Here is a 12,435-nt window from a genome sequence, read left to right as displayed (position 1 = left end):
CAGCCCCCTCCTGGGGTTTGGGGCGACGCCCCAATCTCCCCTCTAATGCCTCCCGTACAACGGATCCTTCCTTGGATACGTCCCCCGCGGCGCCACGTTTGGCATGACCGAGGTCGAGGGGGCTGGTGCGACGGTCGAGGCTGGCACCAGGGATGAGGCTGTCGGCGACGATGGTGTCGGGAGCTTTGCGTGGGTCGGCGCGGGGGGGCTCGAGGGGGCGCTGACGGGGGCCGTGGCGGCGGTCGGGGTGGCGGGGTCGTTTGATTGGATGAAGAGGAGGCCGAGGACGAGGCCGGCGGCGAGGGCGGCGGCGACGGCGAGGCCGATGTAGACGGAGCCACGCGAGCGCGGGGGGGGCGTGAGGTCGAGCGCGGAGGGGACGACGGCGGCGGCCGGGCCGCTCACGACGGTCGGGGGCGCGGGGGTCGGCGCCGCTGCGGGCGCGTAGGGTGACAGCTCTGGCTCCGAGAGGGTGGCCTGGAGGTTCGGGACGGGCGGCGGCTTCATCGCCGGCAGGCTGGACGGCGGCGGCGGCGGCGGCGGCGGGACCTTGGATTCCAGGGCGTCGAGGAGGATGTCGATCGAGTCGCCCAGCGTGGGCGGGGCGCGCATGGTCTCGCTGAAGGCCATGCTCGGTCCGCCGAGGGAGCGTCGCGAGGAGATGACGGCGTCGATGAGCGCGTCACCTTCCTCGACGCCGAGGGCGGCGGCGAGCGCGGTGACGGCTTCACCTGCGGAGCGGTAGCGGCGGGTGATCTCGCGGTTGCAGCAGCGGAGGAACCAGGCGTCGTAGGCGGGGCCGAGGGTGGAGCCGTAGGCGCTCGGGGGGCGGATGTCGTCGTACGCGATCTTGCCGATGAGCTCGGCGACGGTCTCTGATTCGAAGTGGTCGCGGCCTGTCAGGAGGCGGTTCGTGACGAGGCCGAGGGCCCAGACGTCCGTCGCGGGGCCGACGAGGGAGACGCGGCCCGTGGCTTGCTCGGGGGACATGAAGAGGGGCGTGCCGAAGATGCGGCCGGTCTGGGTGCGGGAGATGATCTGCGCGATGGTGGCGGCGTCGCCCGTGAGCTTGGCGATGCCGAAGTCGACGAGCTTGACGCAGGGGACGGAGTCTTCGCGCTCCGTGAGGAAGAGGTTCTCGGGCTTGAGGTCGCGGTGCACGATGCCGAGGGCGTGGGCCTTGTCGAGCGCGCGCGCGGCCTGTCGCATGTAGAGGACGACCTCCGGGGCGGGGAGCTGGCCGCGCTCGTCGAGCTCGGCGCCGAGGTCGCGTCCGCGGAGGTACTCCATCACGAAGAAGGGGGCGCCGTTGAGCTCGGCGGCGACGTCGGCGTCCGTGATACGAACGACGTGGTCGCTGTCGATACGCGCGGGGGCGCGCGCCTCCACGCGGAAGCGGGCGATCTTCTCGGGGCTCGCCGCGGCCGGGTCGTGAAGCACTTTGAGGGCAAACTGTTCGTCCGTGTGGACGTGCTGCACGAGGTGCACGGCGCCCACCGCGCCGCGGCCGATCTCCCGGATCACGCGATACCGGCCGGCGACGACCTGGCCGGGGGTGATCTTCTTCTTCTCCGACATGCGGAAAGGGTCCTCGGGTGGCTCGCCATCCTAGTCAATCCATCGGCCAAACGAAAGCGGGGCGCGGTCGCTTGGCGCTCGACGGTGGTCGAGGTAGGTTCGGGCCATGAGCAGCGAGGGCATCTCGGAGCGGGACTTCGAACGGGCCGCGGACGACACGCTGCGTCTGCTCGAGCGGGCGCTCGACGGCGTGGACGGGCTCGAGGTCGATCTGCAGATGGGGGTCCTCACGGTCGAGTTCGGGGACGGGACGAAGTACGTCATCAACAGCCACCGCGCGGCGCGGCAGATCTGGATGGCCGCCGAGCGGACCGCCTGGCACTTCGATCCACGCGAGGGGGGCGCGCGCTGGCAGGCCTCGAAGGACGGGGCGGAGCTCTGGACGACCGTGGAGGGCGTCCTGTCGCGCAAGCTCGGCAGCCCCGTCGAGCTCCCTCGTTAGGAGCCGCCATGCGCGCTTCGCCTCGGCTCGCCTTCACGTTCGCGCTCGGGGCGGCGCTCGCGATGAGCGCTGTCGCGGGAGAGGCGCTCGCGTACTGCCGCGCGTCGACGTGCGCCGAGGGGCAGCTCTGCGGGCCGCCGCCTTGGGACGATCCGGCGTGCAAGCCGCTCGCGTGGATGCGGCCGTGCGTGAGCGTGAGCGTGCAGGTGGACGCGTCGGAGGAGGTCTCGTTCGCGCAGGCGGAGGCGCTCGTGGAGCGGTCGTTCCGCGCGTGGGAGGAGCCCGTGTGCGAGACGGTGCTGCCGGGGCCGCCGAACATCCACGTGATGAACGCCGGGCCCGTGCAGTGTGATCGCGTCGAGTACAACCAGACCGCGGGCAACACGAACGTGGTGGTCTTCCGCGACGCGGCCTGGACGCACCCGGACGGGCCGCACAACATCGCGCTGACGACGGTGACGTTCAGCACGCGGACGGGCGAGATCTTCGACGCGGACATCGAGGTCAACACGGCCGGCTTTCCGTTCACGCTCACCGACGATCCGGAGACGGTGCAGATGGATCTGCTCAGCGTGATGACGCACGAGGCGGGGCACTTCCTCGGGATCGCGCACGCGGAGGACGCGAACGCGACGATGTGGCCGACCTACACGTCGGGCAGCATCCTGCCGCGTACGCTCGCGGCGGACGACATCGCGGCGATCTGCGAGGCGTATCCGCCGACGGGAGAGCCGATCGACAAGGAGCGGTGCAACCCGATCCCGCGGCACGGGTTCTCGCCGGAGTGCGCGGCGAAGCAGACGGAGGGGGACTGCAGCGTGAGCGCGCCGGGCGAGGACGGGACGAGGGGCGCGGCGGAGGTGATCGCGTGTGTCGCGCTCGTGTTCGTGGGCGCGCGGAGGATCAGAGGCCGAGGCGCACGCCGAGGCCGGTGAGCAGGCCCGAGAGGGTCGGCGCGATCTCGAGGTCGATCGAGACACGCGGCGTCGGCCGGAACGAGAGGCCGAGCATGGGCAGGACGACCCACGGGTACACGAGCGGGCGCGCGCCTCCGGCGAACCAGTTTGGCTCGACGTAGCCGTTGTAGTGATCGGCGTCCTTGTCGAGCTGGTTGCAGTAACGGAAGCTGCCCGGCGGATCGTTCGGCGCGGTGCAAGGCTGGTACGTGTAGGGATCACCGGGCGTGAAGCCGGGCGGGTACGCCTGCGTGCGGTAGAGCTCGCCCATGAAGGTGTAACCGACGCCGAGGCCACCGCCGATGCGGAAGCGGAAGCGCTGGCGGGCGTCGAGCGGGATGTTCCAGACGAGCTCGACGGAGGCCTGCAAGGACGAGAGGTCGGCCTGGATGATCTCGTACTCGGTGTCGGGGGTGCCGCGCGACTTGAAGGGCGTGGGCGGCAGGAAGAAGGCCGCGTAGCCGAGCGAAAAGGAGATGTCGAGCGGGCCCGAGGGGCGCACGAGCGTGAGCGCTCCGCCCGGCGCGATCATGGTGCGACCGCCGTCGCCGAAGATGTTCATGGCGAAGCGCGGGATGACGTAGCCGCGGTACGACGCGCCGACCCAGAGGCGCGGCTCCTTGGACGGGACGATGGGGCCGGGCCGCGCGGCGCCGCCGAGCGGGGCGAGATCGAGCGTGACGACGCGGCGCTCGCGCTCTTCGAGGGTGATGGTCTCCTTGCGCTCCTTGCGGCCCTTGGCCTTCATCACGACCGCGAGCTCGTCGCCGGGATCGACCTTCTGCGGCGCGGTCGGCGGCTCCAGCGGCTCGCCGTCGATCGTGATGACGACGCCCTCGTAGCCCTCGGGGATGACGAACGTGAGCGTCGGGATACGAGGCTCGATGTCGCGGAGCTTCTTCTTCGCGATCTGGATGGCCACGCGATCGGCGCGCGTGTGGGATCGAGCGGGCGGCTCCTCCGCGACGACGCCGTAGAGGACGCTCGCCTGGAGGAGCTCGGCCGCCATCTCGTAACAACCCGCGAGCGCGACGGCGGTCTCGGGCCGATGGCGGATGCCCTCGGCCTCCTCGAGCAGCGGGAGGGCGGCCGCGCAGTCTCCCTTGCGGGCGAGCGTGATGCCCTGGCGGGCCTGGGCGTCCCCGGGCGCCGCGCGCGCATGCATGGTGGAGAGCGCGGCGGCGGCGACGAGACCAGCCCCGACGAGGCGCCGGAGGAAGGTTGGCCCGGGACGGCCCGTTCGTCCGTCACGAGGTGCGGCGCTGGTACGCCTCTTCGGCATGGCTCGGTCGATCACGCGGGCTGCCATCGCCCTCGCGGTCCGCATCCTACGCGGGCCCGAGCGGGCGTGACGACAAAGTTACCACCGCCCTCGTCCGGCCCCTGCCGAGGCCAACCCAGGGCCCGGCCCCGACCGTCCGGTGGTGAGATTCCCCGCCCGACGAAGAAAACGATGGGCCGCGAGTTTTCCTGCTTCGACGTCCCCGAGTGACGCTTGTAATCTACCGCCGATGGACCCAGGCGCAGGGAAAAACGGGCCGAATGGGCCCGATGCAACCCCCGGGGCCGGAGGGACCGCGCGGGGTATTCTTTCGAATCCCACGCGTCGGACCCTCCGAGCCGGCGAGATCCCGTCGACGATGATCGAGTGCGTGCACGCCGAGCAATGCGGCGGCTGCCCGCTCATCGGGATGGACTACGCCCAGCAGCTCACGACCAAGCGCGCGCGCGTGGTGAGCGCGATCGTGCACTACCCGGCGCTCGAGCTTCTGTACACGCGCCAGGTCGTGCCCGGTGATCAGATCGTCGGCTACCGCGGGCGCGCGAAGCTCATCGTGTCGCACGCGGGCGGGATCGGCCTCTACGGTCGCTCCGGCAACCACGACGTGATCGACATCCCGAACTGCCGCGTGCTCGCGCCCGCGCTCGCCGAGGTGACGACGGCGCTGCGTGGGCTCATCGCGTCGCCGCCGCCGGAGGCGCGCGGGCTGCTCTTGCCGTACGAGCCACACGGCGGAGGCGTGCTGCGCGCGATCGATCTGCGTGAGGTGCACATGCCCGGCACGACGGCGCTGCCCGAGACGACGACGACGGCGCAAGGCAACCGCGTCGGCGTGCTCCTCACCTTCGTGCTGCAGCGAGATCGCGTGCCCTCGCGGGACGAGCTGAAGGAGGCGGGGCGCGCGATCCGGGCGCTCCTGCCGCGCGTCGTGGGCATCGCGGCGAACCTGCACGAGGCGGACGCGCCGCAGATCCTCGGGCCGGAGACGATGGTGCTCGACGGCGTGCCACACGCGGAGGACCGCATCGGGCCGACGTACCACGTGGCCTCGTTCGGCTCGTTCGTGCAGGTGCACCGGGGCCAGGCGTCACGCGTGCACGCGCTCATCACGCGCGAGATCGCCTCGCTCGACATGCAGCTCCTCATCGACGAGACGGGCACGAACCGCAGGCAGCCGCGCGTGCTCGATCTGTACGGCGGATCGGGCGCGATCTCGATCGCGCTCTCGCACGCGAAGAACATCGTGACGATGGTGGAGTCGTTCGCGCCGGCGGTGAACAACGCGCGCGCGGCGGCGGAGGCGCAGGGGCTCGGCAAGCTCGACGCGCGCGTCGGCGACGCGGCCGACGTGGTCAACTCGCTGCTCGCGAACAACGAGAAGTTCGACGCCGTGGTGATGAACCCGCCGCGGCGCGGGGTCTCGCCCGCGGCGCGCGAGGCGATCGCGCGGCTCGGCGCGCCGCTCTGCATCTACGTGTCGTGTGATCCGGACACGCTCGCGCGGGACCTCGATCACTTCAGCCGCCTCGGCTACACGTCGAGCGAGCTCATCCCGATCGACATGATCCCGCTGACGGAGGAGGTCGAGACGGTGGCGGTGCTCAAGCGGGCGCCGCCGGCGCAGCCGCGGGTGATCTACGAGGACGACGACGTCATCGTGGTCGAGAAGGGCCCGCACGAGCCGGTGGAGAACCAGCCGGAGTACCTCGGCTCGCTCATGCAGCGCTGCTTGCGCTTGCCGGGCGTGTCGAACCTCAAGGTGGTGAACAAGCTCGACACCGGGACGAGCGGCCTCTGCATCTTCGCGCGGAACGAGGTGGCGCGGCAGCTCTGGACGACGGCGCTCGCCACGAGCGGGCGGCTGATCTACCTCGTCGCCGCGAAGGGCGTCACGCCGACGAAGGGCGCCATCGCGCGTGACCTGCGCGAGGGCGGGCGCAGCTACATGGCGAGGACGCGTTACCGCAGGCTCGCCGTGGCCTCGGGTCACTCGATCCTGCGCGTGATCCCCGACGGACACAGGCCGCACCAGATCCGCCGTCACCTCGCGGCGATCGGTCACCCCGTGCTCGGCGACGAGCGCTACGGCCACGTGCCCACGAACCGCTACTTCGAGGAGAAGCACGGCCTCGATCGCTCGTTCGTGCACCTCATCCGCATCGAGATCGTGCACCCACGCACGGGCGCGAAGCTGCTCATCGAGTCGACGTTGCCAGGGGATCTGCGCGCGTCGCTCGAGCGCGCGACGGGCTCGTCCGTGATCAAGTTCCTCGAGCAGAAGCACGCGCTCGGCGAGAACCGCGCCTCCTCGATGCTGCCGGGCGAGCCTTCGCCCGCGCCGCTCCCGCCGCCGCGGCCGCTCGATCGAGGCACGCAGCCCGCGATCGCCCCGGCGCCGAACGAGCTCGCGCCGCCGCCGCCCTCGTACCCGCCGGACTCGCTCGCCGAGCCGATGTCGTACGCGTCGCCCGACTCGTTCGCGTCGCCGCCGTCGTACGCGTCGCCTCCCTCCCATCCGCAGCCGGCCTCGTACGCGCCGCCGGGTGGCCTGCCATCACCGACGATCACGGAGGCGCCGACCGAGGCCGTCCCCGAGCTCGACGAGTCTCCTCGCACGATCCGTCACGCCATCGTCTCGGACGACGACTGACGGCGGATTCATCTCGCCCGAAACTTTCCACGACATCTGGTAGGCTCGGCCCGTGCCGTCTCAACTCACGGAAGAGCGCCCGCGTATCCTCGTGGTCGACGACGAGAAGGTGATCCGCGACATGCTGGCGGATTTCCTGGGCATGGAGGGCTACATCGTGCGCACGGCCGAGGACGGCAACGCCGCGCTCGGTGAGCTCACGAAGTCGCACTACGACCTCATCATCAGCGACCTCAAGATGCCGAAGATGGGCGGCATCCAGCTCCTCGACGAGATCGGCAAGACCTCGCCCGACGCGCTCACCGTGATCATGACGGGGTTCGGCACGGTCGAGACGGCGATCGACGCGATGAAGCGCGGCGCGTACGACTACGTGCTCAAGCCCTTCAAGCTCGACGAGGTGGTCCACGTCGTGCAGCGCGGGCTCGAGAAGCAACGCATGGCCGCGGAGAACCTGCGCCTGCGCGAGGCGCTCGGCCTGTACAAGGTCAGCGAGGCCATCCAGGCGAGCCTCTCGCTCGATCAGGTGCTCGAGACCGTGGCCGAGAGTTGCCTGTCGGAGGTGCGCAGCGATCTCGTGTCCACGTGGCTCGACGACGGCGAGGGCGGGCTCTTCGAGCGGCAACACATCCGCGGCCCGCAGCTCCCCGAGGACGCGGCGATCGGCGCGCTCGATCACGACAAGATCGCCGTGCACCTGCGCGCCGAGGCGACGCTGCTCGAGCAGGGCCCGCGCGGGCTGAAGTTCTTCTCGGCCCCGCCGGAGGTGCCGCTCTACTCGCTCGTCGCGGTGCCGCTGCGCATCGGCCAGCGCTTCATGGGCTTCATCGCGCTCGCGTCGTTCTCCAAGGGGCGGCGCTTCGAGGAGGGGCAACGCAAGCTGCTCAGTATCATCGCCTCGCGCGCCGCCGCCGCGATCGAGAACGCGCGGCTCTACCAGGACCTGCAGGCCACGTTCCAGCAGACGATCCAGGGCCTCGCGAAGGCCATCGACAAGATGGACCGTTACACGTCGGGCCACTCGGATCGCGTGGCGCTCTACGCGGTCTTCCTCGCCAGGCAGCTCGGCCTCTCCGCGTTCGAGATCGAGATCGTCCGGCAGAGCGCGCTGATGCACGACATCGGCAAGATCGGCTGCGTGCTCAACCTCAACAAGCCCGGCAAGCTCACGCAGGACGAGTACGAGGTCTTCAAGAAGCACCCCGTCTACGGCCGCGACATCCTCGATCCCATCAAGTTCCTGCACCCGCTCATCCCGGGCGTGCACCTGCACCACGAGCGCTGGGACGGGCGCGGGTATCCGCTCAAGATGAAGGGCAACGAGATCCCCATCATCGCGCGCATCATCGCCGTGGCCGACACCTACGACGCCATGACGAGCGACCGATCCTATCGCCGCGCGCTGCCGCACGAGGTCGCCGTCGCCGAGATCGAGCGATGCTCCGGATCGCAGTTCGATCCCGAGGTCGCTGCGAACTTCACCGACAAGATCGAGGGCTACCGCGACGAGCGGCGCAGCGCCGGAGACAAGGTGCCGGAGTAGTGGGCGCAAGGCACGCGAAGGCGGTTTTCCTCGGTCGACGGCGCTACGAGCCGATCCACGAGCTCCAGCGGCACCTCGTCGCCCTCCGCGCGGACGGGCACATCGAGGACATCATCCTGCTCGTCGAGCACGAGCCCGTCGTCACGCTCGGCCGCGCCGCCGACGAGGGCAACGTCCTTCGTGGCAAGGAGGCGCTCGCCGAGCTCGGCGTCGATCTCGTGCAGACGGGCCGCGGCGGCGACGTCACCTACCACGGGCCCGGTCAGCTCGTGTGTTATCCGATCCTCGATCTCAGGCCCGATCGATGCGACGTGCGCCGCTACGTCCGATCCCTCGCGGAGGTGATGATCCTGCTCGCGCGTGATCTCGGGGTCGAGGCGGGCGTCGTCGACGGGCTCATCGGCGTGTGGGCCGATCGCGACAAACCCACCGAGTGGGCCGGCGCGCCCTGGGCGAGCGAGCTCGCGAAGCTCGGCGCGATCGGCGTGCGCCTCACGCGATGGGTCACGATGCACGGCTTCGCGTTCAACCTGAACGTGGATCTCCGCGCCTTTCAGCTCATCGTGCCCTGCGGGATCCGCGACCACGGCGTCACGTCGATCGAGGAGCTCACGGGGAACGCGCCCTCCGTGCGTGACGTCGCGCTCGGGTGCCACGAGATCCTCTCACGCGGGCTCGACGTCTCCGTCTCGCGCGTCGAGGACATGTCGGACGTATCCGATCTGGAGCGCGCGCTGACGGGGGAAGCCCGATCCTCCTCGGGCCCCGCCGAGCAAAAAAAGCCCGCCTCCGGCTGATTCCGCGGGAGCTCGCTTCATGCGATCCTCGTGACTCGTGGGGTCCCGGTCTTCACCTCCGCCTCGCCAGGCTGCCGTCATCCAGACGTCGCTGGATCCGTCGTCGCTCGAGCGTTGTCCACGCTGCGGCGGCCGGGGCGCGCCTCCGCGGCGCCGGCAGAACCCGTTCCTCGACGGGATCGACGTCGCCATCGTCTGCGAGGACTGCGGGCTCTCGTTCCAGGGCAAGCCGCCCCCGCCCCCGCCCTCGGGGCGCCCACCCTGGTGACCCTCGCCGAGCTCCGGAAAAACCAACACGCGTGACACACGCTGCGCGGGCTGTGCTACGGTCCCGCCCATGTCCGTGTTGGCGGCGAGCGTCCTCGGCCTTGGGCTCGGGCTCAAGCATGCATTCGAGGCGGATCACGTGGCGGCCGTGTGCACCTTCGTGGCGCGCGGCGGTACGGTCGCGCGAGCGGCCTGGTCCGGGGCGTTGTGGGGGCTCGGGCACGGGGCCGTGATGGTGCTCGCCGGCGGCGCGCTCGTGGCCTCCGGCGCGACCGTGCCCCCGGGGCTCGCCTTGGCGCTCGACATCGCCGTCGCCGTGATGCTCGTCGGGCTCGGGATCGGCGCGCTCGTCTCGCGCCGGCAGAAGCCCGCGGAGGACGCCGCGCCGCCGAAGACGGTCAAGCGGCCGCTGCTGGTCGGGCTCGTGCACGGCGCCTCGGGCACGGCGGCGCTCACGTTGCTCGTCGCGAGCACGATGCAGGGCCGCACGGCCGCGCTCGTGTTCGTCGGCGTGTTCGGGCTCGCCTCGGTCCTCGGCATGGCGCTCATCGCCGCGCTCGTGGCCTGGCCGATGCGCTCGCTCACCCGCGTCGCCCCTTCCCTCGCCCCGCGCCTGCAGGCCCTCGCCGGCCTCGGCTCGATCGCGGCCGGGATCGCGGTGGCGGCGACGGTGGTCTGACGCCCCAAAGTCGCGGAAGCAGCCTCGATTTCCGTCGCTCGTGCGTGCAGCCGGGGCAGAAGATCAGCTAAGAAGGGCGCCAGATGGGCGCGACACGGCAAAGGCAGCTCGGCAAGGCGCGGATGGCCGCGCTCGCCGGCGTCGCCGTCGTGGCCACGGCCGCGGCCGCGTCCGTGACCGTTCCGGAGATCATGCTCGCCCACGGGACCCGCGAGGCGAAGGCCTGCCTCGCGTCGTACGAGGCGCCACGTGGCCCCGATCAGCCAGCCTGCGGCGAGCTCGTGGAGTGGATGATCCTGCCGGCGCGGATGCCGACGACCTCGGACCGCGCGCGTTACCGGGCGGAGGAGCTCAACGCGCGGATCGCGCACGCCAGGTACGTCGACGCGGCCGCGTCCGTGCCGTCGGCGGAGGGCCTGGCCAAGGCGGCGGAGGAGCTCGAGCAACAGGCCACGGTGGTGCGGAGCGGATCGCAGCGCGTGACGTTCGACGAGCTCGGCCGCTCGGTCGGCGCGCCGGACGTGGGGCGGGAGGCGGACGCTCTGGGGGATCGCCGCACGCTGCTCGCGCGGGGCGAGCAGTGGCTCGATCTCCGGGTGCGGATCGCGGCGCTACGCGCGGCGCTGCTCGAGGCCGATCCAAAACGCGCCGAGGCCCTCGCGCGGAAATACGCCGAGTTCGACCCGCGGGATCACGACAGCCGCACGGCGATCGCCGCGGTGCTCTGCATGGGCCTGGGCGACGATCCAGCGCGCGGCTTCGAGATGCTGCCGTTCGTGCAAGACGATCGGGCGTCGCGGCGATACGAAGGAATGGCGCGTGATTTCGGCGAGGTGCGCGCGCTGCTTGTCGCCTGCGCCGCGCGCGCCGGAAAATCGCCGCCGCCGATGCCGCAAAACCCTCAGGCGGGAGGCGCGGACGCGATCGAGCAACGCGCGCTGCTCCGGCTCCGGCTGGCCACGACCCACGCGAACGGCGAGGCGACCGAGCCGTTGCAATCGGCGATCGCGGCAGGAAAGTCGCTCCTCGAGCGGGGTCCCCGCGGCCCGGGCGTGCGTGTCGCGCTGCTCGCGGCGCTCCTCGCGGCGGGCGCGGAGCTCGACGCGGAGGACGTCGCGCGGCTCGCGAAGGCCCGCGACGACGAGGAGCCGCTCGCCGCGCCGATCGCGTGGACCGCGACCGAGTGGCTCGCCGAGCGGAGGCCCGCGCTCGGCGACGCGGACCCGGCGCCCGTGGTGCCGGGGGCGACGTTCGTGGCGGCGGCGCGCGGGGTCCTCGGCCTCGAGGCGAAGCTGCACGCGCCCAAGGGCGGGACGAGCCGCGCGACGGCCGAGGCGCTCGTCGCGGCGCGGGGCGCGCTCTGGCTCGAAGCGGCGGCGGCGCTCGCGCGGGAGGGCGACGTCGAGGGCGGGGCGAACGCCGCGGACGAGGCCGCGACCGCGCTCCGGCTGGGGCCACACGGGCGCGCGCTGCTGCGGTCGAACGTGTTCCGGCTCGGCGGCGACCGCGAGAAGGCGTTCGACGAGCTCGCCGTGGACGACGTGCCCGCGAAGGACGACCGAGCGGGCGGAGCCGCGGATCCACGTGTCCCCGCGGCGGTGGCGATCCAGCGGGCGGAGCTCGCGATGGCGCTCGGCAAGCGCGAGGAAGCGCGGAGCTCGGCCGAGCGAGGCGAGCAACGCGCGGAGGCTTCGCGCGACCTCCTGCTCGCGGCGCGGGCGCGCTGGCTCCTGGCGGCGCTCGGCGCGAGGACCGCGCCGCCGCCTTCGTGGCAGGACGTCGAGGCGGGAGCCGCGCTCGTGTGGATCGGCTTCGGCAACCCGCTTGAAGTGTATCGAGCTGGCGACGTGGCCGCGCAATCGGCGCGTGTCGCGCGCGCGCTCGACGGCTGGGTGGGCCTCGCGGGCGCGGATCCCGAGCTCCGCCGCGCGGGGCGCTTCGCGGCGCTCCGGGATCGCGGCGATGCTCCGCCCTGGCTCGGCGTGCACCTCGTGCTCGCGGGTCGCTTGCTCGATCCTTCCGAAGGGGACGTCGAGGTCTGGCTCGACGCGGCCTCGGCCTTCGACACGCGCCGCTTCTCGCTCCGCTCGTATGCCTTCGCCCGCGCGGACGCGGCGCGCGTGCGTGGCGACGCCGAGGCCGCGTCGCGCTGGGAGGCGCGTTATCGTTTCTTGCGGGGCGTCGCCTCGGATCCGACCCGGATCGAGCTCGCGCGGCACCTCGACCTGTAAAAGGTGCTAT

10 protein-coding genes are annotated in these 12,435 nt (G+C 71.6%); 8 read left to right on the top strand and 2 right to left on the bottom strand.

The features are described 5' to 3' along the window. Positions 1–42: 42 nt before the first annotated feature. The gene (locus GF068_RS17090; RefSeq protein ID WP_153820423.1) at positions 43–1,578 is read right to left on the bottom strand and encodes a serine/threonine protein kinase; all 1,536 of its coding nucleotides are present in this window, start codon (positions 1,576–1,578) and stop codon (positions 43–45) included. Between the two features lie 106 nt (positions 1,579–1,684). On the opposite strand from GF068_RS17090, the gene cyaY reads away from it, so the two are divergent. Further along, the gene (gene cyaY / locus GF068_RS17085) at positions 1,685–2,020 is read left to right on the top strand and encodes an iron donor protein CyaY (protein WP_153820422.1); all 336 of its coding nucleotides are present in this window, start codon (positions 1,685–1,687) and stop codon (positions 2,018–2,020) included. 8 nt (positions 2,021–2,028) lie between these two features. After that, positions 2,029–2,955 (top strand): matrixin family metalloprotease, encoded by a 927-nt coding sequence (locus GF068_RS17080; RefSeq protein ID WP_153820421.1) that lies wholly within the window; start codon positions 2,029–2,031, stop codon positions 2,953–2,955. On the opposite strand, the gene GF068_RS17075 is transcribed toward GF068_RS17080, so the two are convergent. Beyond that, a complete protein-coding gene (locus tag GF068_RS17075; protein WP_170319526.1) occupies positions 2,924–4,258 on the bottom strand; it encodes a hypothetical protein in 1,335 nt (444 codons plus the stop codon). The genes GF068_RS17080 and GF068_RS17075 overlap by 32 nt on opposite strands. Before the next feature lie 358 nt (positions 4,259–4,616). Here GF068_RS17075 and GF068_RS17070 point away from each other — a divergent pair, with 358 nt between their 5' ends. The 6 genes from GF068_RS17070 (at position 4,617) to GF068_RS17045 (ending at position 12,425) form a co-directional block, all read left to right on the top strand. Then, the gene (locus GF068_RS17070) at positions 4,617–6,908 is read left to right on the top strand and encodes a pseudouridine synthase (RefSeq protein ID WP_240806952.1); all 2,292 of its coding nucleotides are present in this window, start codon (positions 4,617–4,619) and stop codon (positions 6,906–6,908) included. A 52-nt stretch (positions 6,909–6,960) separates the two neighbouring features. Then, entirely contained in the window at positions 6,961–8,451 is a 1,491-nt protein-coding gene (locus tag GF068_RS17065) for an HD domain-containing phosphohydrolase (protein ID WP_338046429.1), read from the top strand. Further along, positions 8,451–9,248: a lipoyl(octanoyl) transferase LipB gene (lipB, locus tag GF068_RS17060; protein WP_338046428.1), complete on the top strand. Its 798-nt coding sequence runs from the start codon at positions 8,451–8,453 to the stop codon at positions 9,246–9,248. Before GF068_RS17065 ends, lipB begins: the two co-directional genes overlap by 1 nt. A gap of 37 nt (positions 9,249–9,285) precedes the next feature. Further along, positions 9,286–9,516: a hypothetical protein gene (locus tag GF068_RS17055; RefSeq protein WP_153820418.1), complete on the top strand. Its 231-nt coding sequence runs from the start codon at positions 9,286–9,288 to the stop codon at positions 9,514–9,516. A gap of 69 nt (positions 9,517–9,585) precedes the next feature. Beyond that, a complete protein-coding gene (locus tag GF068_RS17050; protein WP_153820417.1) occupies positions 9,586–10,194 on the top strand; it encodes a hypothetical protein in 609 nt (202 codons plus the stop codon). Between the two features lie 83 nt (positions 10,195–10,277). Next, positions 10,278–12,425 (top strand): hypothetical protein, encoded by a 2,148-nt coding sequence (locus GF068_RS17045; protein WP_153820416.1) that lies wholly within the window; start codon positions 10,278–10,280, stop codon positions 12,423–12,425. The last annotated feature ends 10 nt before the right edge of the window (positions 12,426–12,435 follow it).

The sequence above is a fragment of the Polyangium spumosum genome (assembly GCF_009649845.1).
GTDB lineage: Bacteria > Myxococcota_A > Polyangia > Polyangiales > Polyangiaceae > Polyangium > Polyangium spumosum.
The sequence above is the reverse complement of the archived record's forward strand: the minus strand, read 5'-3'. Positions and strand labels throughout refer to the sequence as shown.